Source organism: Ensifer sp. 2TAB8 (assembly GCF_052115125.1).
In the GTDB taxonomy this organism is placed as follows: domain Bacteria; phylum Pseudomonadota; class Alphaproteobacteria; order Rhizobiales; family Rhizobiaceae; genus Ensifer.
The window spans coordinates 333,025-354,306 of sequence record NZ_JBFRGB010000002.1; the positions used below are offsets into that span (position 1 = coordinate 333,025).

A 21,282-nucleotide genomic window follows, 5' to 3' on the forward strand; every position below is an offset into this window, starting at 1 on the left:
TTTAGATCGGTTCAGGGGAGACAATTTGAGCAGCAAGGCGACATCCACAACGGTGTCGGATGTGATCAACGCCCACTTCACCGTGCTGACCCGCGCGGAGAAGCAACTGGCGGAGACACTTCTCGACAACTATCCCGTTTCGGGACTCGGCTCGATCACCACCGTTGCCGAGAACGCCGGTGTTTCGACACCGACCGTTGCGCGCATGGTGCAGAAGCTCGGTTTCCGCGGTTTTCCGGATTTTCAGGCAAGGCTGCACCAGGAATTGGAAGCGACGATTTCCAATCCGATCACCAAGCACGACCGCTGGGCAGCCAACGCACCGGGAACCCACACGCTCAACCGTTTTGCCGATGCGATCACCAGCAATCTGCGCGAAACGCTGACGCAGATCGAGCCGCAGGACTTCGACGAAGCCGCGGCCCTCATCGCCGACCGCAAGCGCAGCATCTACCTGCTTGGCGGCCGCATTACCCACGCCCTTGCCGATTATCTTTTCACCCACCTCCAGGTCATCCGGCCCGGGGTGATCGAGATCGCCTCCAATGCCAGCGCCTGGCCGCACTATGTGCTCGACATGCGCCAGGGCGACGTGCTGATTCTCTTCGACATTCGCCGCTACGAACAGGAAATGGTGACGCTCGCCAAGTCCGCCCGTGAGCGCGGCGTCGAGATCATCCTGTTCACCGATCGCTGGACGTCGCCGGTCGCCAAGTCCGCCTCCCGGGTGTTCCGTTCGCAGATCGAAGTGCCGTCGGCCTGGGACAGCTCGGTCGTGATCCTGTTCCTGATCGAAGCCCTGATCGAAGCCGTACAGAGTTCGAACTGGGAGGAGACCCGGGACCGAATGAAGACGCTCGAAGGCCTGTTCGATTCCACCCGCATCTTTCGCAAACCCGTCTAGGAGTGCTCGCCGACCTGTTCACGGAAATTCATACAGTTATGCGACAGTGAGCCGCCAGCATCGAAAAAGAAATGTTCTTCCAACGACATAGGCGGCGCGAACGGAAAAACCACTGTCACATTACTTTCATCGCACCTCTTTAACAGCTTCGCCGAAATCGACTGAAACACCACGAATTTGACTAAACCCATAAGGAGAACCCCAGTGATTTCAAAAACCCAACGCCTGCTTTCGCTCTCCACCGCCATTTTCCTGGCGACGACCGCAATTGCCGCTGCCGAGCCGAGCGCCGAGCTCATCGAAGCTGCCAAGAAGGAAGGCATGCTGACCACGGTCGCCCTGCCCCACGACTGGTGCGGTTATGGCGACGTCATCGCTTCCTTCAAGGCCAAGTATCCAGAAATCCAGGTCAACGAACTGAACCCGGACGCCGGCTCGGCTGACGAAGTCGAAGCCGTCAAGGCCAACAAGGACAACAAGGGCCCGCAGGCTCCCGACGTTGTCGACGTCGGCCTCGCCTTCGGCCCGCAGATGAAGGCCGAAGGCCTGCTGCAGCCCTACAAGGTCTCCACCTGGGACGAGATCCCGGACAGCGTCAAGGACGCCGAAGGTTACTGGTACGGCGACTATTACGGCGTGATGTCCTTCCTCGTGAACAAGGACCTCGTCCAGAACGTACCGAAGGACTGGACCGACCTCCTGAAGCCGGAATATGCCGGTCAGGTCGCTCTCGCCGGCGACCCGCGCGCCTCGAACCAGGCGATCCTCGGCGTTCTCGCCGCCGGCCTCGCCAAGGGCGCAAAGTCGGGCAAGGAAGCCGGTGAAGCCGGTCTCGGCTACTTCGCCGAGCTGAACAAGAACGGCAACTTCGTTCCGGTTATCGGCAAGTCCGGCACGCTCGCCCAGGGCTCGACCCCGATCGTCGTCGCCTGGGACTACAACGCACTCGGTTGGGCAAAGACGCTGAACGGCAACCCGCCGACCGAAGTCGTCGTTCCGGCCAGCGGCGTTCTCGCCGGCGTCTACGTCCAGGGCATCTCGGCCTACGCGCCGCACCCGAACGCTGCCAAGCTGTGGATGGAGCACCTGTACTCCGACGAAGGTCAGCTGGGCTGGCTCAAGGGCTTCTGCCACCCGACCCGCTTCAACGCCATGGTCAAGGCCGGCAAGGTTCCGCAGGAACTGATCGACGCCCTGCCGCCGGCAGCAGCCTATGAAAAGGCCTACTTCCCGACGCTCGAAGAAGTCGACGCCAACAAGGCCGCAGTCACCGGTGGCTGGGATGCCGTCGTCGGCGCGAACGTCCAGTAAGCCTTTCCACAGTCCTGTCGCCCCGGCCGGTTTTCCGACCGGGGCGCATAGGTTATTCGTAAGAAATTCAAGTCTTTGGAGCGAGATCTGGAATCTGTGTGCGGTTTCCGTCTGCATCCCGCTTCTCGCTTGCAACAATCTATAACGCCCGCGTCGATAACGCGGCTTCAGGGGCGCGAACGGAATGTCATCTGCTAAACCCGACGCCAGCCCGCCGGCGCGTCGCCTACCGCTTCACTGGCTGGGCATCCTGCCCTTTGCCGCCTTCGTGACGCTGTTCCTGCTTCTGCCAACGATGAAGATCGTGGTCGGCGCGTTTCAGACGCCCGATGGCGGCTTCACGCTCGACAACATCCGGGGCCTGTTCACGCCCTCGATCCTTGCCGCCTACTGGATCTCCATCAAGATCAGCATCGCCTCGGCGCTTCTCGGCTGCCTGATCGGCTTTTCCATGGCGTCCGCCATCGTTTTCGGCGGCTTGCCTCAAGGCATCCGCGGACCGCTCCTGACCTTTTCCGGCGTCGCTTCCAACTTCGCCGGCGTGCCGCTCGCCTTCGCGTTTCTCGCGACCCTCGGCCCGGTCGGTATCGTCACCGTTTTTCTTCGCTCGAACTTCGGCTTCGACCTGAGAATGCTCGGCTTCAACCTTCTCTCCTTCTGGGGGCTGACGGTCACCTATCTCTTCTTCCAGATCCCGCTGATGATTCTGATTATCACGCCGGCACTGGACGGCCTGAAGCGCGAATGGCGCGAGGCCGCCGAAATTCTTGGCGCCACCGGCCTGCAATACTGGCGCATGGTCGCCTTCCCGATCCTGCTGCCGTCGCTGCTCGGTACGCTGGCGCTGCTCTTCGCCAATGCCTTCGGCGCCGTGGCCACTGCCATCGCGCTCACCGGCTCGTCGCTCTCCATCGTGCCTATCCTGCTCTTTGCGCAGATCCGCGGCGACGTGCTCGGAAATCCGCATCTCGGCTACGCCCTCGCCTTCGGCATGATCGTCGTCACCGGCATCGCCAACGCGATCTACATCTGGCTTCGGTCCCGCAGCGAAAGGTGGCTGAAATGAAGAAGATCTGGGCCTGGGGAGCCCTCGTTTTCGGCCTCCTCTATTTCACCCTGCCGCTCATCGGCATGACCAACTTTTCGCTGAAGATGCGCCGCGGCGAATATTCCTTCGACGCCTATGGCAAGGTCTTCAGCGACCCGCGCTTCCAGGAAACCTTCACCTATTCGGTGATGCAGGCGCTGTTCACCATCATCTTCGGCGTTCTGCTCGTCGTGCCGACCGCCTATTGGGTCCGCCTCAAGCTGCCGCGCCTGCGTCCCGTTATCGAGTTCATCACGCTTTTGCCGTTGGTCATCCCGGCCATCGTCATCGTCTTTGGCTATATCCGGCTCTACAACACCTCGAGTTGGCTGCCGCTGACGGGTTCGCTCACGGGCACCAACATCCTCCTGATGTTCGGCTACGCAACACTCGCTTTGCCCTACATGTACCGCGCCGTGGATACGGGACTGAGGACCATCGACGTTGCCACCTTGACCGAGGCCGCTCAGAGCCTTGGCGCCGGATGGGCGACGATCCTGGCAAAGATCATCCTGCCGAACGTGCTCGTCGCGGTTCTGTCGGGCGCCTTCCTGACCTTCGCCATCGTCATCGGCGAGTTCACCATGGCAGCGCTTCTCAACCGCCCAGCCTTCGGCCCGTACATGCAGCTTCTCGGCGCCAACCGCGCCTATGAGCCGGCAGCACTCGCCGTTATCGCATTTGGCATCACCTGGGGCTGCCTCGGCCTCATCCAGCTCGTCTCGCGCTTCCAAAGAAGCGCGCCCCCCAAGGCCTGAGGACCGCACTCATGAGTTTCCTTTCACTCACCAGCATCAAGAAGTCCTTCGGCCCGGTTCAGGTCGTGCACGATTTCAACATGAACATCGAAAAGGGCGAGTTCGTCTCGTTCCTTGGACCGTCCGGCTGCGGCAAGACGACGGTTCTGCGCATGATCGCCGGCTTCGAGACGCCGACCAGCGGGCAGATCGTCATCAACGGCAAGGACCAGAATTCGCTGAAGCCAAACCAGCGCAACATCGGCATGGTGTTCCAGGCCTATGCGCTGTTCCCCAACATGAACGTGCACGACAATGTCGCCTTCGGTCTGAAGATCGCCGGCACCGAAAAGTCGCAGATCGACGCAAGGGTGAAGCAGATGCTCGGGCTGATCAAGCTCGATCATCTGGCGGACCGCTTCCCCTACCAGCTCTCCGGCGGCCAGCAGCAGCGCGTCGCCCTTGCCCGCGCCATTGCGGTCAAGCCACAGGTGCTCTTGCTCGACGAGCCGCTTTCGGCGCTCGATGCCAAGATCCGCGTGTCGCTGCGCGAAGAAATCAGGCAGATCCAGCAGCAGCTCGGCATCACCACCGTCTTCGTCACCCATGACCAGGAAGAAGCCCTGTCGATCTCCGACCGCATCGTCGTCATGAACGGCGGCCGCGCAGACCAGATCGGCACCCCCTTCGAGATCTACAACACGCCGGCGACACGCTTCGTCGCGTCCTTCGTCGGCACGCTCAGCATCATCGAGGGCAAGGTGGCAGACCCCGCCTCGGGCGCCGTGACGATCGGCAACCAGCAGGTGGCGCTGAAGGATCCGATCGCCGGCATGAAGGGTGGCGACAGCATTTCGCTGGCGCTGCGCCCCGAAGCAGGCTCGATCGCTGAAGGTGCCAAAGGCGATACGTCGCTCGCCGGCGAAGTCGTCTCGACGAGCTTCCTCGGCTCGGTCATCCGCACGCGGCTGCGCGTCGGCGGCGACGTCATCTCCTTCGATATGTTCAACAATCCGGGCGTCGCCCCGCCGGTTTCCGGCGACAACGTAACGCTGCGCTTCGCCGCCAAGGACCTGCTCGTCATCCGCGAGTAAGCCTATTGAAGCCATCGGAACGATTTCTTCCGATGGCTGCAAACCCTGGAAAATTCTGTCGTGATTTCCGGCAATTTCGTCGCAYCGTGCGTTTGACCGCGCACGGTGGCGCTATATAGTCGCGTTGTTCTCAGGGCGGGGTGAAATTCCCCACCGGCGGTAGCGGTCGAAAGGCCGAAGCCCGCGAGCGCCTCAGGGTTTCACCCTGGGGGTCAGCAGATCCGGTCAAATTCCGGAGCCGACGGTCACAGTCCGGATGGAAGAGAGCAAGCAGAAACGTGGGACCCCGCGACGGGGCCTTGCGCGCATGCATGTTCGCCCGACGGGATCATTGGAAAACGCCAAACCCTGAAAGGCTTGAGACCATGACCATTCTTTCCCACCCCACCGCCAAGATCGCGATCGTCCGTGCCCGCTGGCACGCCGATATCGTCGACCGCTGCGTCGATGCCTTCGTCGCGCAATGGACGAAGCTCGGCGGCTCGTCGGCTGATGTCGAGATCTTCGACGTTCCCGGTGCACTCGAAATCCCGCTCCATGCGCAGACGCTGGCGAGGACCGGCCGCTATGCCGCAATCCTCGGCACCGCCTTCGTCGTCGACGGCGGCATCTATCGCCACGATTTCGTCGCCGGCACCGTGCTCGACGGCATGATGCGCGTGCAGCTCGACACCAATGTGCCGGTGCTTTCCGCCGTGCTGACGCCGCACAATTTCCAGGAAAGCGAGCCGCTGATCGCCTTCTTCCGCGAGCACTTCGTTACCAAGGGCACGGAAGCCGCCAACGCCTGCGCCCAGATCCTCGACGCCCGCGCCAAGCTGGCGCTGGTCAACGCCTGATCGGCTGCGGGCTCCGACATCAGCCGGCCTGACGGCGCCGCAATGGCGGTTGCCCCTCATCCGCACGGTGAGGGCTCGCCCCTCATCCGGCTGCCGCCACCTTCTCCCCGCACGCGGGGAGAAGGACACGCGCGGCACTCGTGTCGCCTAAACTCACCCTTGACCATCGAGAATGAGGTCCGCCCGAGCTCAGAAGCACGGGCTGGCTATAGAGCTCGTCCCCTCTCCCCGCCTGCGGGGAAAGGCTAGGGTGAGGGGCAGCCACGCCCTACTACCCTCTCCTGAATCAACTCGTGAAGCGCCTGAATCGGTTCGACAGCGTTAACGGACAAGCCGCTGTTTCGACTTGTCAAATCAATGCGCCGCCTCGCCCTTCTGCAAGCTGCGCTCCAGTGCCGCCATGCGATGGCGATGCCCCGCCACTTCGTAACCGACGATGGTAACGACGGGCGCGAGCATCAGGATGATCAGGCACTTGGCCATGTCGAGCCCGGCGATCGCGGCGACCACGGACGCGGCCAGCACCAGCGCGGTACCGKCGAGCAGCCAGAGATGCAGGCGGTCAGCCTGCTGCATGAGATAGGCGTACATCGCGTAGAGCAGCCCGATGTAAAACGCCACGGGTACCGCAACCGCCAGCACCGTTGCGACCGAACCGATATGCGCCTTGTGCTCGATGTAATAGGCCGCCATATGCAGGCCAGCACCGGTGGCGACGATCGAGGCGAAGATCGGCATGTGGCCGTAGCCCCAGACAAAGGCCCGCTTGAGGCGGTAGTGGTGCAGGATTTCGGCACTCGGCAGCAGGAAATAGATCCACCACATGCCGAAGGTAAGCCCCGTACCCGCCAGGCAGACGAGCGCGACATTGAGATCCCAGCCCTGCCCCTCGACCACGGCCGAGATCGAGGCGACCGTGCCGACAACCCCTTCCCCGAGCGCGATGATGGCAAGAAGCCCGTAGCGCTCGGCGATGTGATGCGCATGCCAGGGCGTGCCACCGTCCCGCGTCTCGGCGAAATAGGGGCCAAGCATCTCGATCGCCGTGAGCCCGACGACCATGGCGAAGGTCACCAGCAGTGAGAAGTCGACGAAGATCAGCACGATCCACCCGATCTGGGCGACGCTGATCGCCTTCACATAGGTGAGGCAGGCCTTCCGCCGCGCTGGGTCCTGGCGGCTCGCGCGCAGCCACTGGAAGAGCATCGCGACGCGCATGACGACGTAGCCGAGCACCATGATGCCGTTGTCGAGGTGCTCGCCCTTGTCGATCGACTCGAACATCGGCGGCAGGCCGATCGCCAGGATCAGCACGCCGACCATCTGCACCATAGTGACGCTGCGGAAAATCCAGTCGTCCGTGTCATAGGCGGAGGCAAACCAGCTGAAATTGATCCAGGCCCAGCAGATGGAAAAGGTCGCGAGCGCAAAGCCGAAGAGACCGGCAAAGGTGTGCCCCTCGGCGAGAAAATGGGCAAGCTGCGAAGCGGCCAGGCTGAAGGCGATGACGAAGGTCAGGTCGAACAGGAGTTCGAGCGTCGTCGCCGTCCGGTGATGTTCATGCGTGTCGCGGCCGCTCATGCGCGCCACATGATGGTGTGCACTTTGATGCGGCTCGGTCGAGGTTGCTTCATTCATGCGGCAACGTCCTTCACTTGACGATCCGCAAGGATATTCAAATATTTGCAGAAGCCTCGTCAAGGCGAAGCGATAGACCGGACACGAAAACGCCCGGCATCTCTGCCGGGCGTGTCGTCACGATGCCTGAGGGAGGATCAACGGGCATCGAGAGATCGGTTTAGGCCTTGATATCGGAAGTGGGACTCGGACGGAAAACCGCCCGCACCTTTCCTCATCCGGCTCTGGCAGCATCCAGGCGATTGATCGCCTCGACATTGCCGGCCGACGAGCCGTTGGGGTCGAACTCGGATGCGAGCCAGGTATCGACGATCGACTTTGCCAGCTCCGGCCCGATGACGCGCGCGCCCATGGTGATGATCTGGGCATTGTTCGACTTCGCCGCACGCTCGGCCGAATAGGTGTCGTGCGTCAGCGCTGCGCGGATGCCCGGCACCTTGTTGGCGGAGATGCAGACGCCGATGCCGGTGCCGCAGAACAGGATGCCGCGGTCATGATTGCCCTCGATAACCTGCTGCGCCAGGTTCTGCGCGAGGTCCGCATAGAAACCGGACTGGCTGAGGTCCACGACTTCCACGTCGCTGCGGCCGCCGAGATGGGCGGCGATGACATCCAGCAGGGGCTTGCCGGCGCTGTCGGCTCCAATTGCAATCTTCATGATTGTTCCTTTCGTTCTTCTTGAGCTGCAACGGCCGGAGGCTCAGATCRCCTTGGCGACGCGCTGCAGAATGTCGAGATAGCCAGTGACGTCCCAGGCGGAGCGGCCGATGAAGAGGCCGTCGATATGCGCCTGGGTGATCAGTTCTTCGCAATTGCCGGGATTGACGCTGCCGCCGTAGAGCACCGGCACGCGCCGGCCGAGTGTCGCTTCCGCCACCTCGGCGATGCGCTTGTGGCGCTCGTCGGCATAGTCAGCCGTCGCCGGGATACCGTTGACGCCGATCGCCCAGACCGGCTCGTAGGCAAGCAGGATCGTCGCCTTCTTCGCCTCGCCCTCGAGAAGTGCCAGCGCGCCCTCGACCTGGCGCTTCAACACAGCATCTGCCTCGCCCGCTTCGCGCTCGGAAAGCGTCTCGCCGATGCAGATCAGCGGCACCAGGCCATGGCGCGCGGCGGCTGCCGTCTTCAGGCCGACGGTGCGATCGGTCTCACCGAAATGTTCGCGCCGCTCGCTGTGGCCGAGCTCGACCACGTCGAGGTTGCAATCCGCAAGCATCAGCGGCGACACCTCCCCGGTCCAGGCGCCGGCATCGTCCCAATGCATGTTCTGCGCGCCGACCTTGACGCTGGTGCCGGAAAGTCGCGCCTTGACCTCGCGCACAGCCGTGAACGGCGGGATGACGAAGCGCTGGATGCGCGCGTCACGCGTCGCGTCGGCAGCCGCCAAACCTTCGGCGAAGGCCATCGCCTCGGCGAGCGTCTTGTTCATCTTCCAGCTGGTGCCGACCCAGAGGCCTGACTTGCTCATGCTTTCTCCTTGCGATTGTCGACCCTGACCAGCCGGATGCCTGCCTCTTCGAGCGGTGCGGCATGCTCGGCCGCAACTTCGGCGCCGGTCAGCACCGCGTCGAAGGCATCGAGCCCGGTCAGGAAATGGAGCGCCGAGCGCCCGAATTTGTCGTGATCCACCAGCAGGTATTTGCGCTTGGCCGCCTTCACCATCAGGCGCTTGGCCTGAACGACCTCCTGGTCCTGGTGAAAGGCCGTGGTGCCCTCGATCGCCGAACTGGAGAGAAAGGCGATATCGACGCGCAGCGACCTGAGCGCCTCGTCGGTAACAATGCCGAAGAAGCCATTGAACTTCTTGCTGTACTGTCCGCCGAGCGCGATGACGTTGATGCCGGGCGCGCCCGAAAGGCTGGTGATCACGCCGAGATTGTTGGTGATGACCGTCAGCGGGCGAATGTCGCGGATGCAGTCGGCGATCGCGCCCGTCGTCGAGCTGTCGTCGATCAGGATACTCTGTCCCGGCTCGATCAGGCTTGCCGCATGTTCGGCGATCCGCCGCTTTTCGGAGATCGCAATCTTCTCGCGGTAGCGGAAGTCGCTTTCGAATTGCGGGCTCGACTGGATCGAGGCGCCGCCGTGCACCTTGCGCAGGAGGCCTGCCTGCTCGAGGTCGTCGAGATCGCGATGCACCGTCATTTTGCTGACGCCGAAGCGCAGCGACAGATCTTCGACGGACGCCGTTCCGGCCTCCATCAGCACATCCATGATCGCCTGTCGCCTGTCTTCCGGCTTCATCGTCTCGGCCCCGATTTCACGCGACCTCAGCCACGCTCACAGTGAGAAGATAACACCTATTTGTGATATTTCAATTTGAGTAACGTTATTTTGTGATCTTTTAGTGTGATTTTTCTGTGCGATTGAAGCCCGTGTCGATGTGGGGCTCCCAGAATTCGACCGACTCCCGGATCATCTCGACGACGTTGTGGTCGGTCGGCTCGCGCTCGCGGAAGGAAAGCTCCAGGCAGATTTCGTTGTCGGTACCGCCACCGGCCTTGACCGCGCCGATCAGCTTCTCCGGCGTGATGCGGCCGTCGCGGTTATAGGCTGCGGTAAACGGCCAGTGCCCGCCCTTGTTCATCGACGACTGCTTGATGTGGATGATCGGCGAACGCTCCGGGAAGGCGCCTGCCCAGGCATAGGGATCGATGTCGTCGGGGTTTTCGGAGGTGACGTCGCCGTGGTCGATATCGACCATCATCTTCATCGGGATCGGCAAATGGGCTTCGGCGAGCCGCCGGTCGAGCGCCCGGCATTCCTCGATCGTGTGGCCGAACTCACGGCCGACCGACATCGGCTCCCAGAAGACATAGGAAAGCCCCGCCGCTTTGCCGTGCTCGGCAACCTCGCGCCAGCAGTCGATGGCGATCCGCATCATCTCCTCGCGCCGCACCGGGTCGTCGTAGTCGCGAAGCGTGAAGATCGCGAATTGCGTGCCCATGCCGGAGGCGCCGAGTTCGGCGGAGATATCGGCAAAGGTCTTGAACCAGTCGACATAGTAGCGGCGCACATCCGCGTCCGGATGGCCGAAATGGTTGAGCCGGCCATAGGGGCCGGTCATGCCCGAGGTGATCTTCACGCCGGTGCGGTCGACTGCCCGACGAAACTGCCTGAGGGTCTTGGCGATCGTTGCGGCCGGCCAGCCAGGATTGACGAACTCGTGGGTGAGCTGCACGTAGCCGATGCGGATCTTCTCGGCGATCGTGTCGATCAGGTCATCCGGATCGGCGAAGCGGTTGACCAGTGGATTGGTATTGAGCGACAGCGTGAAGCCCACGGCTTTACTCCCGGCTACCAGATGAATCTCGGAAGGATGAAATCGGGACTGGCACCGTGCTCGGCAAAGAGCTTGCGACGCTCCTCACCCGAGGCGCGCTCCAGGATCCCCGTCGTCACCAGCACCGAGTGAAGCCCTGCATTCGCAGCGCCGGCAATGTCGTGCTCGATGCTGTCGCCGATCGCGCAGACCCGCGGCGGATCCGGCTGCCCGAGAAATTCGAGCGCTGACGCATAGATGTCGGCAAAGGGCTTGCCGATCCAGCGAACGGTGCCGCCGAGTTCCTCATAAAGATCAGCGATCCGGCCGGCGCCGAAGGCGGTACCTTCCTTCGTCAGCATCACCTTGTCGGGATTGGTGCAGAGGCAGGGGACGCCGCGCGCGGCCGCAGGCGCAAGCAACGCTTCATAGTGCGAAAATGGGTAGACATCGCCCTCGCTCGCGGCGAGCAGCACGAAGTCGGCATCGGCACCGCCAGTCGTGCGTTCGAGATCGAGCCCGGTCAGCGGCGAGAGGTCGCCGTCGCGACTGATCAGCAGGCACTTGCGACGTCCCCGGGCAGCGCCCTCACCTTCCCGCTTTAGGATCTGCCAGGCGACTTCGCCCGAGGTCAGGAACCAGTCCCAGCTTCCTGAGACGAAACCGAGATCGACGAGGCGGCGGTCGTTCTCCGCCGAGCGCTTGCCCGAATTGGAGAGAATGATGATGCGTTTACCCGCATCCTTCAGCCGCACCAGCGTTTCGGCCGCGCCCGGATAGGGCCCGCGACCATCCCGCAGCACACCAAACTGATCGATCAGGAAGGCATCATAGCGATCGGCGATCGCGCTCAGTCTTTCGATAGCTTGGGCAACCATCACAACACACCTGCTATTCTCGCGCCGGCCAGCGCCAGTCGCGCCGTACCGGCGGCTGCCTCTTCGGAAAGAACCGGCAGGAACGGCACGCCGAGCTTGCGCGCCCGGATCGCGGTCCAGGCCGCATTCTTCGCGCCGCCGCCGACGCTGCGGAGCGATCGGAGCCCTGGCCCGCCAAGCGATGTCAGCCGCGAATAGGCAAGGCTCTCGACGCCGGCGATGCCCTCGAAGATTGCCTTGAGGAAGGTCGCATCATCGGCTGGCCGCGGGCTCATGCGCGGAGCGAAATCCGGATCGGCGATTGGGAAGCGCTCGCCGGGCTTCACCAGCGGATAATAATCGAGCCCAGTTTCGATCGCCGGATCGATCCCGGCCGAAAGGGCCGCAATCCGTTCCGGCGAGAAATGCTCGGCCAGCACCACGCCTCCGGTGTTCGACGCCCCGCCAGCCAGCCACATCTCGCCGATGCGGTGGCTGTAGAGCCCGTATTCCGGCGCAAACAACGGACGGTCGGAAAGCATCTTCACCGTCAGCGTCGTGCCGAGCGCACTGACGCCGTCGCCCGGTTGATCTGCGCCGGTTGCGAGAAGCGAGGCGCACCCGTCCGTCGTGCCGGCAACGATCACCACATCGCTTGAAAGCCCGAAGGCATCAGCTGCCACCGGTGCGATCGTCGCGATCGGCGCGCCGGCCGGCAGCACGTCGGGCAACAACTCGACGCGGGCGCCGGTCTTTTCCATCCAGTCTGGCCAGCAGCGCGACACCGGATCATAGCCGGTCTTCAGTGCATTGTTCTCGTCGGAAACATCGTAGAGCCCGGAGAAATACCCGGCCAGCCAATCGGCCTGATGGATCACCCGAAACACGCTCGGCACAGTCTGGAAAGCGAGAAGCTTGGCAAGGCCGGATGTAGCGCCATGGGCAGCGCTTTCACGCGGCGCATGGGCAGAGACCGCGTCGAGAAGCGCGCGGTCGGCAACCGGATCGTTGTACATCATCGGCGTCGCCAGCGGCGCGCCGGCCTGATCCACCGGCAGCATCGTGCCCGAGGTGCCGTCGACCGCGAGCGCTGCAACCTTCCGCCTGTCGACACCCCCAAGCGCTTCCTCGAGCGCCGCCTGCACAGCCTTCCGCCAGCCGATGGGATCGCGGTGATCCCCGGAGAAAGACGAGAGCTTCGCCGCACCGGATGCGAGGATAGCACCATCCTGCGCCATGACCACCGCCCGGGCGCCTGATGTGCCGAGGTCGATGCCGACGACGAGCCTGTCCGGTTGGCCGCTCATTGCAGCACCTGCCCGGCGCGATTGAGTTGTTGGCGGTATTTCTCGGCATCCCAGCCGAGAAGTTCGGCATTCTCTGCCTCCGTCAGGTAGCGCAACCGCGCGTCCGCCGGGATGCGTGCCGTCACGTCGGCAAGGCAGCGCGCCATGGCGAAGGCGCCGGCAGAAATCTCCTTCTGCACCAGCACGCCCTTGCCGGGGAAAAGCAGCAGTGGCGGCAGGCTCTCGCCACCCGCACGCCGCTTCGCCTCGATCGAAAGCGCGGTTTCGCCGGGTGCGGCCACCACGACGCCCTTGCCGAGGAAGATCACATGATCCGGGTAAAGGCTGCCGCCGGCGGCGAGCCGGCAACTGTCGAGATCAGCCGCGACCGCATGCAGGCCGGCATCCTCCGGCAAGCGATAGTCGCTGTCGACAGCCAGCCGCGAAAGGGCCGCAAGGTCGGCCGCCGGCGCGTGGCGCTTCTGCCCGGTCAGTCGACGCGTGATGTCCGTCAGCAGCATAGCCGCATCCGCCACGGTTTCGGCAGCGACGACGAGGCCGTGATTGCCAAGCACCAGGACCGTGGTGTCGTCCTGCAGGCGCTCGGCGATCGCCCTGGCCAGCGGCAGGCCCGGCCGGGCATAGGGCACGAACACGTGCGGGACACCGGCAAGCCGCTCCGCGGCGATCGCAGCACCATTGATCTGCACCGCCGTCGCGATCGTCTCGACGCAGTGCACGTGCACCACCACCTTCTGCGGCATCAGCGCGTGCACAGTGGTTTCGATCGACGGGCGCAGACCGGAGGGGTTGCGCTCGGTTATCACGAAATCCTGCGCCCTCTCGGTCGCCGGATCGTTCGCCTCCAGCGCATCGAGCAAGGGCTCGAGCGCCACCGGCACCATGACGTCGCGTTGGCGGGCCTGCGCCAGCCAGAGGCCCGAGGCCTTGATCCAGAGCGTGCCGCCCTCCTTGATCGAGGTGTTGCCGCCCGCCCCCTGCACCAGCAGCGGATCGGACCCGGCGCGGGCCGAAAGATCGAGAAGCGCTTCGAATTCCAGACTTTGCATCCCGGCCTCCTTCACGCCGCCGCCTGCTGGCGTTCGAGCCAATGGCTAAAGGCCTGCCGCTCGGCCGGCGTCATGTGCAGGCCATGCTTGGTTCGGCGGTCCAGAATGTCGTCCGTCGTCAGCGCCCACTCGTTTTCGATCAGGAAGCGCGCCTCGCGCTCACGCAGATGTGGACCGAAGGCCGGCCCAAGGTCGTCGAGCGATTGGGCGCCGGCAAGCAGCGCATGCGTCCGGGTGCCATAGAGCCGCGCATAATGCTTGGCGAGATTGGCGGGCAGCCAGCGATAGCGAGATCTGAGTTCACCCAGGAACAGATCGAAGTCGGCATCGGCCATGTCGCCGCCGGGCAGATGACTCTTGGCCGTCCAGGCCGGTCCCATCTTCGGAAAGAAGGGTTTCAGCCGCTCCAGCGCATGTTCGGAGAGCTTGCGGAAGGTGGTGATCTTGCCGCCGAAGACCGAAAGCAGCGGCGCCTGTTGATCGGCCGCATCGACCTCGAAGATATAGTCGCGGGTGACGGCCGACGGGTTTTCGGCATTGTCGTCATAGAGCGGGCGCACGCCGGAGAAGCTGTAGACGATGTCATCTGATGTCAGTTGTTGCTTGAAATAGCGGTTCACCGACTTCAGCAGATAGGCGATCTCGTTGTCGTCGGCGGCCACATCCTCCGGCCGGCCTTCATAGGGGATGTCCGTCGTGCCGATCAGCGCAAGGTCGTTCTGGTAGGGATTGATGAAGATCACCCGTTTGTCCGGGTTCTGCACCAGGTAGGCCTGCCGCCCCTCCCAGAACTTCGGCACGACGATGTGGCTGCCCTTGACGAGGCGCACGCTGCGGCTGGAGTTCAAGCCCCCGATCCGGCCGATGACGTCGTTGACCCAGGGGCCGGCGGTATTGACGACGCAGCGCGCCTTAGCCTCGGTCCTGGCGCCGGTGCGCGTATCGGTCATCTCGATATGCCAGAGCCCGTCGCGCCTTCGGATCGAACTGCAGGCGGTGCGCGTCAGCACGCGCGCGCCGCGGGCCTGGGCATCGAGCGCGTTCAGAACGACGAGCCGGGCGTCATCCACCCAACAGTCGGAATATTCGAACGCCTTGCGATACTCGCGCTTGATCGGCGCGCCCTCGGGCGCGGTCGCGAGATTGAGGCTGCGCGTTCCCGGCAGGCGCTTGCGCCCGCCGAGATGGTCGTAGAGGAAGAGCCCGAGCCGTACCAGCCACGCCGGCCGGTCCTGAGGGTTGTGTGGCAGTACGAAGCGCATCGGCCAGATGATGTGCGGCGCGGATTCCAGCAGCACCTCGCGCTCGATCAGCGCCTCGCGCACCAGGCGGAACTCGTAATATTCGAGGTAGCGCAAGCCGCCATGCACCAGCTTGCCCGAGCGCGAACTGGTGCCCTGCGCCAGATCGTCCTTCTCGCACAACAGCACCGAGAGCCCTCGCCCGGCCGCGTCGCGCGCAATACCCGCGCCATTGACGCCGCCGCCGACGACAAACAGATCGTATACTCCGGTCTCGGAACTCACCGTCGGCACTCCTTTGAATTCGCGCATTCCGGACGGAAAACCGCTTCGCATTTTGCGGGCATTGCTGCAGTCCTCGCCATGCCTCAGGCCACCTTCGTCTTGTCTTGCAGGCCATAGGTGGAGAAGCCTTCAACCACGCCGGATATCTCGGCATCCGACAGAACCACCGGTCCCCCGATCAGCAGCGTGTGGTAATATTGCTTGGCGATCGTCTCCAGTTCGACCGCCGCCCACATCGCCTTCTCCAGGCTCGCGCCGGTTGCGATCATGCCGTGGTTCGCCATCAGGCAGGCGCTGCGTCCTTCGAGTGCCCGCAGCACGCTGTCGGAGAGTGCCTTGGTGCCGTAGCGTTCATAATCGGCGACGCGAACGTCGCTGCCGCCGAAGGCCGCGATCATGTAGTGGCAGGCCGGGATCGGCTTGCGGGCGATCGCCAGAATGGTCGAATACATCGCATGGGTATGGACGACGGCGCCGATCTCCGGCCGCGCGCGCAGGATATCCAGGTGGAACGGCCATTCGACCGAGGGTTTCTTCGGCCCCGACCAGCTACCGTATTCGCCCTCGATCGGCATGGCGACGATCATCTCGGCCGTCATTGCGTCGTAGGGAATGCCCGAGGGCGTCACCAGCATCGTGTCGCCGTGGCGCAGGCTGATGTTACCCGAAGTGCCCTGGTTGAGCCCGATGGCGTTCATGTGGCGGCAGTGGTCGACGATCGACTGGCGCAGCTCGCGTTCGCTCATGGCGCGTTCCTCAATTCTGATCGGTTAGAGCGGGATGTGGGCGGAAACCCGCCCACGCCTTTCCTCGGCCCGCTCTAGCAAGGGTGAACCGGCGGCAGGCCGGCGATGTAACGGCGAACCTCCTCGGCGGCCATTTCGGCGGCGAAGGTCACGGTGCGCACGGAAGCGCCCGCGATATGCGGCGTCAGCGTCACGTTGGGAAGCTGCAACAACGGCCACTCCTCGGGAACCGGCTCCACCGCAAAGGTCTCCAGCATCGCCGCCGAGAGATGACCACTGACCAGGTTCTCGTAGAGCGCGTCGTAGTCACAGAGCGGCCCGCGCGCCGTGTTCACGAAGATCGCGCCCGGCTTCATCTTCGCAAAGGTCTCGGCATTCATCATGTTCCGCGTCTCGTCGGTGACGCGCGGATGCAGCGTCACGAGGTCGGAACGGGACAGAAGCGTGTCGAGCGAGACCTGCTCGACGCCGGCATTGAGATCGTCGGCGGAAAGCTGCACATAGGGGTCGTGCACCAGAACCCTGGTGCCAAAGGCGCGCAGCAGGCGCACGACCTTGGTGCCGATATTGCCGTAGCCGATGACTCCGACGGTCATTTCGCAGAGTTCGCGGCCGGTCCGGTCGGCACGGTAGAGATCGCCGCGCCATTCACCCCTGCGCAGCGCCTCGTGACCGGTGCGGATGAGCCGCGTCTCGGCGAGGATGGCGCCAAGCGTGAATTCGGCAACGGCGCTCGCATTGCGGCCTGGCGTGTTGACGACGCGCACCCCGGCATCGCGTGCGGCACCCATGTCGATGTTGACCGGACCGCCACGCGAGACGGCGACGAGCTTCAGGCCCGGCAATGCCTCTAGCATTCCGCGCGACAGCGGCGCCAACTGCGTCACCAGGATTTCCGCGTCACCGATAAATGCAATGATGTCCTCGGGCTTGCCGAGATATTCCTTGAGGCCATCCATGCCTTCGACGGCATAGCCGTGCTCCATCGGCACATCCGGCCAGGGCAGTTCGAGGGTGCGGATGTCATGGCCGTTGCCGGTCGCCTCGACGATCTTGTCGCGGAACACGTCCGGCAGCATGAACCGGTCGCCGATAATGGCTATCTTCTTCATTTCGGTCTTTCCTGTTGGTTTCCGGCGTCAGCACTTCGGGAGAGTGCGTGCCAGACGGGTCTGAGCGCTGTTCGCGACTGCTGGTAGGCGGGGAAGAGTTCGTCGTAGCGGCGGCTAAGCGCCGGATCGGCCGCCTCCGCGGGGCGTTGATAGGGCGCGACCCAATCGCCAAGGCAATCGGCCATCGAGGGGTAGATGCCGAGCGAGACGGCGGCGATCATCGCGGCACCGGCCGCCCCCGCCTCCTCCCGCTCGCTCGTCTGGACGCTGGCGCCGARGGCCGCACCGAGGATACGGCGGAGCGATGCGCTGCGGGCGGCACCCCCGGTCAATCGGATCCGCGTCGGTAGCGGCCCCATTTCGGCATAACAATCGCGCGCCGCCATGGCGAGCCCGTCGAAGACCGCCTTCACCATGTCGGGAAAGCCGTGGGTGATCGACAGCCCGACAAAGGACGCCCGCGCCGTCGCGTCGACGAAGGGCCCGCGCTCGCCGGCATCCGAGATATAGGGCTGGAAGATCAGCGGCGTGTCCTTGGCATCGGCCAGCCAGCCGTCGACAAAAGCGAGCAGCTCGCTCTTGGATTTCTCGACCCCCATGCCCTTCAAGAGGCCGGAAGCCACCGAGAGGATCCAGTCGATATTGAGCGTCGCCGCCATGTTCGACTGCATCTGCGCGTAGGCGCCGGGGATCGGCATGCACATGGTGTAGCCGGTCAAGTCCCGGTTCAGCCGCACATCGTCGGCGCCATTGGCAAGCCGCATGTGCATGCCGGTCGAGCCGATGATCGAGCAGCCGGTATCGGTGCCCGGATCGTAGAGCCCGGCGCCAAGGGCTGTGCAGACGACATCGACATAGCCAAGCACGATGGGCGTGCCCTCGGTGAGACCTGTGATACCGGCCGCTTCCGCCGAAAGCGGGTGATGGGTCGCGGCGCCGTCGACGATCTCGGGCAGCACATGTTTCAGCTTTTCGAGCCCGAGGAAGGCGATGACGTCGTCGCTGTAGCTGCGGGTGCGAAAATTGCCGAAGCTGAAATTCGCCTCGGAGGGATCGGTCGCCCGTTTGCCGGTCAGCTTGAAATAGAGCCAGTCCTTGCAGTGGAAGGTGGTGGCAACGCCCGAGAGCATCTCGGGCGCATGGTCGCTCATCCAGCGCAGCTGCGGCCCCTGCTGGCAGGCGGCAAGACCCGCGCCGGTGCTTTCGAAGCGGGCAACGTCGCCACTGTCGCCGCGCAGCCGCTCCACCGTTTCGCCGGCGCGCGCATCGAGCCAGAGCCAGCCCTTGCCGACAGGGGCGCCGTCCCGATCGATCATCCAGGTGCCGTCGCCCTGGCCGGTCACAGCGATCGCAGCGACGCGGCCGGAAAGGTTGTCGATCTTCTCGGAGAGCTGCTTCAGCGTCACCGCGGCATCTGCCCAGGTGCGCTCCAGATCCTGGACACTGCCAGCGCGGCCGACCGCCTCATAGGCGTTCGGCACGGCGGCCATGGCCAGCTGCCGGCCGGCGAGATCGAAGGCCACCGACTTGATGACCGACGTTCCCGCATCGATGCCGATGAGGATGTCCCGCATCAGGCGAGCTCCTGTCCATGGCTGATCGCGCGCCCGCTCTCGCCGTCGAAGACGTGCAGGCTCGACGGATCGAGATGAATGCCGATCGGCTGGCCGACATCGAGCTCCGTTCGGTCATGCTCGACCAGCACCATGGTGCCACCGGCGAAATCCGCCGCGATATGGGTCTGGTCGCCGAGCCACTGGTTGACGGCGACGCGGCCGGTCACACCATCGGCGCTGCGGCGCACCGAATAGGGGCGAATGCCGAGCACCACCTTCTGCCGTTTGATGAGCGCATCGCGCACCGCATGCGAGAAGTCGGAGGCCGGATATTCCAGCCGCACGCCGTCCTTCAGGCCAAAGGCCATCTTGCTTTCGGAGCCGGAAACACTGGCCTCAAAGACGTTCATCGGCGGCTCGCCGACGAAGGTGCCGGTGAAGAGATTGGCCGGCCGCTCCTTGATCTTCTGCGGCGTGTCGAACTGCTGCAGCACGCCGCCTTCCATGACGGCAATGCGGTCGGCAAGCGCGTTCGCCTCGGTCTGGTCGTGGGTGACGAGGATCGCCGTCAGCCCCCGCTCCTTGATGAAATGCTTGATGCGGCCGCGAAGCAGCGCGCGAAGCTGCGGCTCGAGCTGCCCCATCGGCTCGTCGAGGAGGTGCAGGTTGGCGTCGCGGATGAGGGCCCGGCCGAGTGAAGCGCGCTGCTGCTGGCCGCCGGAAATCGAGCTCGGGTAGCGCCCGAGAATGTCCTCGATTTCGAGCAGTTTGGCGATACCGGCCACCTTCTGGTCGACGACGCTCTGCGAGAGCTTCGAGGCCTTCAACGCGAAGGCGATGTTTTCGCGCACCGTCAGTGGCGGATAGAGCGAATAGCCCTCGAACGCCATGGCGACGTTGCGGCGCACCGGCGGCAGGGTCTGAACCTCGCGTCCGGCAAGCGAGATCGTGCCGCGCGATACTGCCTCGAAGCCGGCGATCATGCGCAGCGTCGAGGTCTTTCCGCAGCCGGACGAGCCGAGCAGAGCAATAATCTCGCCCTTCCTCACATCCATGTTCAGCTTCTTCACGGCATGCACGCCGTAGTCGACTGGACCGTAGAACTTGTCGACGTCCTTGATCAAAAGAGCGGTGTCGGTCATGCCGCTTCTCCATTACGCTTGGCTGCAAGGTCGGCGCGCGGCAAAAGAGCGCCGCTCGTCTTGTCGAAGAGAAAGGCCTGCATGCCATTGACGGCAATATGGGCAGGACCAGCGGTCGGACCAGGCGTGCCGGCAGGGCGTGACACCAGGATTTCGCGGCCGCGGGCCGTCAGCGCCAGCGTCACGGTCTTTTCGTTGAGCGGCGTTTCCGCCTCTACTGTCACGGGAATGGCGCCCGGTGCCGCCGCGTCGACGAAGCTGATTGCCTCGGGACGCAGGCCAAGCACGCACTGCCTGCCGACGACATCGGCGCCGTAATCGGCAAGCCGCACCCGGACATTGGAGAGCTCGACGAAGACGCCCTCGCCGCTCCGCTGCGGCGTGACATCGAGCAGGTTGATGGTGGGATCGCCGAAGAGCCGCGCGATCTCGATATCGGCGGGCGCATTGTAGATCTCCTGCGGCGTGCCGACCTGACGGATACGGCCCGCTGCCATGACTGCGATCCGGTCGCCGAGCGCCATCGCCTCCTTGTAGTCCTGGGTGACGTAGACGACGGTCGCACCTTCCGCAGCCAGGAGCCGCGGCAGTTCCAAACGCATCTCGAAGCGGAGCTTCGCATCGACGTTGCGCAGGGGATCGTCAAGCAGCAGCAGCGGCGGCGAGCCGACGAGCGCACGGGCAAGTGCGGTGCGCTGCTTCTGGCCGTTCGAAAGCGCCTTCGGGTGATGCGTCAGCACGTGGTCGATCTTCAGCAGCTTGGCGACCTTCTGCACGCCCGCCGCTATTCTCTCCTTCGACGATTTCGCCGCCGTCAGCGGGCTTGCGATATTGTCGAAGGCGCTCATGTGCGGGAAGAGCGCGAAGTTCTGGAAGGCCATGCCGACGCCCCGGTGTTCGGCATCGACATCGGTCATGTCCTCGCCGCCGATCAGCACCCTGCCCTCGTCCGGCTCGATGACGCCGGCGACCAGCCGGAGCAGCACGGTCTTGCCGGCGCCGGAGGAGCCGAAGAGCACCAGCCGTTCGCCATCGGCAACATCAAGCGTGAGGTCGTCGAGAACCGTCTGGCTCTTGTAGCGCTTGACGATATTCTTCAGTTGCAGCGTGGTCAT

20 protein-coding genes and 1 riboswitch are annotated in these 21,282 nt (G+C 64.0%); of the genes, 6 read left to right on the forward strand and 14 right to left on the reverse strand.

Annotated elements, in window-relative coordinates; all coding sequences use genetic code 11:
• The first annotated feature begins 25 nt into the window (after positions 1–25).
• The 6 genes from AB4Z53_RS07330 (at position 26) to AB4Z53_RS07355 (ending at position 5,972) form a co-directional block, all read left to right on the forward strand.
• Entirely contained in the window at positions 26–904 is an 879-nt protein-coding gene (locus tag AB4Z53_RS07330; RefSeq protein WP_113540347.1) for a MurR/RpiR family transcriptional regulator, read from the forward strand.
• A 204-nt stretch (positions 905–1,108) separates the two neighbouring features.
• Positions 1,109–2,215 (forward strand): ABC transporter substrate-binding protein, encoded by a 1,107-nt coding sequence (locus AB4Z53_RS07335; RefSeq protein WP_113540349.1) that lies wholly within the window; start codon positions 1,109–1,111, stop codon positions 2,213–2,215.
• Positions 2,216–2,399: 184 nt separating this feature from the next.
• On the forward strand, positions 2,400–3,281 hold the full coding sequence (locus tag AB4Z53_RS07340; protein ID WP_113540350.1) for an ABC transporter permease: 882 nt from the start codon (positions 2,400–2,402) through the stop codon (positions 3,279–3,281).
• Positions 3,278–4,060 carry an ABC transporter permease gene (locus AB4Z53_RS07345; RefSeq protein WP_113540351.1) on the forward strand — a complete coding sequence of 261 codons (783 nt, stop codon included), beginning with the start codon at positions 3,278–3,280 and terminating at the stop codon, positions 4,058–4,060. The genes AB4Z53_RS07340 and AB4Z53_RS07345 overlap by 4 nt, the downstream gene beginning before the upstream one ends.
• A gap of 11 nt (positions 4,061–4,071) precedes the next feature.
• On the forward strand, positions 4,072–5,133 hold the full coding sequence (locus AB4Z53_RS07350) for an ABC transporter ATP-binding protein (RefSeq protein WP_223724988.1): 1,062 nt from the start codon (positions 4,072–4,074) through the stop codon (positions 5,131–5,133).
• Positions 5,134–5,255: 122 nt separating this feature from the next.
• A riboswitch (FMN riboswitch) is annotated at positions 5,256–5,405 on the forward strand.
• A 93-nt stretch (positions 5,406–5,498) separates the two neighbouring features.
• Positions 5,499–5,972, forward strand: coding sequence for a 6,7-dimethyl-8-ribityllumazine synthase (locus AB4Z53_RS07355; RefSeq protein WP_441595405.1), 474 nt, complete (start codon positions 5,499–5,501; stop codon positions 5,970–5,972).
• Positions 5,973–6,326: 354 nt separating this feature from the next.
• Here AB4Z53_RS07355 and AB4Z53_RS07360 read toward each other — a convergent pair whose 3' ends face one another.
• The 14 genes from AB4Z53_RS07360 to AB4Z53_RS07425 form a co-directional block, all read right to left on the reverse strand.
• Complete coding sequence (locus tag AB4Z53_RS07360; RefSeq protein ID WP_441595406.1) at positions 6,327–7,610, reverse strand: low temperature requirement protein A; 1,284 nt, start codon at positions 7,608–7,610, stop codon at positions 6,327–6,329.
• A 214-nt stretch (positions 7,611–7,824) separates the two neighbouring features.
• Positions 7,825–8,268 carry a D-erythrulose-4-phosphate isomerase gene (gene derI / locus AB4Z53_RS07365; RefSeq protein ID WP_441595407.1) on the reverse strand — a complete coding sequence of 148 codons (444 nt, stop codon included), beginning with the start codon at positions 8,266–8,268 and terminating at the stop codon, positions 7,825–7,827.
• A 42-nt stretch (positions 8,269–8,310) separates the two neighbouring features.
• Complete coding sequence (locus AB4Z53_RS07370; protein WP_441595408.1) at positions 8,311–9,078, reverse strand: triose-phosphate isomerase; 768 nt, start codon at positions 9,076–9,078, stop codon at positions 8,311–8,313.
• Entirely contained in the window at positions 9,075–9,854 is a 780-nt protein-coding gene (locus AB4Z53_RS07375; RefSeq protein ID WP_113540357.1) for a DeoR/GlpR family DNA-binding transcription regulator, read from the reverse strand. Before AB4Z53_RS07375 ends, AB4Z53_RS07370 begins: the two co-directional genes overlap by 4 nt.
• Before the next feature lie 100 nt (positions 9,855–9,954).
• Complete coding sequence (locus AB4Z53_RS07380) at positions 9,955–10,893, reverse strand: sugar phosphate isomerase/epimerase family protein (RefSeq protein WP_441595409.1); 939 nt, start codon at positions 10,891–10,893, stop codon at positions 9,955–9,957.
• A gap of 14 nt (positions 10,894–10,907) precedes the next feature.
• On the reverse strand, positions 10,908–11,750 hold the full coding sequence (locus AB4Z53_RS07385) for a TIGR01459 family HAD-type hydrolase (RefSeq protein ID WP_441595410.1): 843 nt from the start codon (positions 11,748–11,750) through the stop codon (positions 10,908–10,910).
• Complete coding sequence (locus AB4Z53_RS07390; protein ID WP_441595411.1) at positions 11,750–13,036, reverse strand: FGGY-family carbohydrate kinase; 1,287 nt, start codon at positions 13,034–13,036, stop codon at positions 11,750–11,752. The genes AB4Z53_RS07385 and AB4Z53_RS07390 overlap by 1 nt, the downstream gene beginning before the upstream one ends.
• Positions 13,033–14,085, reverse strand: a complete 1,053-nt coding sequence (locus AB4Z53_RS07395) for a class II aldolase/adducin family protein (protein ID WP_441595412.1) — start codon at positions 14,083–14,085, stop codon at positions 13,033–13,035. Before AB4Z53_RS07395 ends, AB4Z53_RS07390 begins: the two co-directional genes overlap by 4 nt.
• 11 nt (positions 14,086–14,096) lie before the next feature.
• Positions 14,097–15,638 (reverse strand): glycerol-3-phosphate dehydrogenase, encoded by a 1,542-nt coding sequence (locus tag AB4Z53_RS07400; RefSeq protein ID WP_441595413.1) that lies wholly within the window; start codon positions 15,636–15,638, stop codon positions 14,097–14,099.
• Between the two features lie 56 nt (positions 15,639–15,694).
• Positions 15,695–16,357, reverse strand: a complete 663-nt coding sequence (locus AB4Z53_RS07405) for a class II aldolase/adducin family protein (protein WP_441595414.1) — start codon at positions 16,355–16,357, stop codon at positions 15,695–15,697.
• A gap of 74 nt (positions 16,358–16,431) precedes the next feature.
• Positions 16,432–17,469: a 2-hydroxyacid dehydrogenase gene (locus tag AB4Z53_RS07410; RefSeq protein WP_113540364.1), complete on the reverse strand. Its 1,038-nt coding sequence runs from the start codon at positions 17,467–17,469 to the stop codon at positions 16,432–16,434.
• The gene (locus AB4Z53_RS07415) at positions 17,466–19,043 is read right to left on the reverse strand and encodes an FGGY-family carbohydrate kinase (RefSeq protein ID WP_441595415.1); all 1,578 of its coding nucleotides are present in this window, start codon (positions 19,041–19,043) and stop codon (positions 17,466–17,468) included. Before AB4Z53_RS07415 ends, AB4Z53_RS07410 begins: the two co-directional genes overlap by 4 nt.
• Positions 19,043–20,167: an ABC transporter ATP-binding protein gene (locus AB4Z53_RS07420; protein ID WP_223725001.1), complete on the reverse strand. Its 1,125-nt coding sequence runs from the start codon at positions 20,165–20,167 to the stop codon at positions 19,043–19,045. The genes AB4Z53_RS07415 and AB4Z53_RS07420 overlap by 1 nt, the downstream gene beginning before the upstream one ends.
• Positions 20,164–21,282, reverse strand: coding sequence for an ABC transporter ATP-binding protein (locus tag AB4Z53_RS07425; protein ID WP_441595416.1), 1,119 nt, complete (start codon positions 21,280–21,282; stop codon positions 20,164–20,166). The genes AB4Z53_RS07420 and AB4Z53_RS07425 overlap by 4 nt, the downstream gene beginning before the upstream one ends.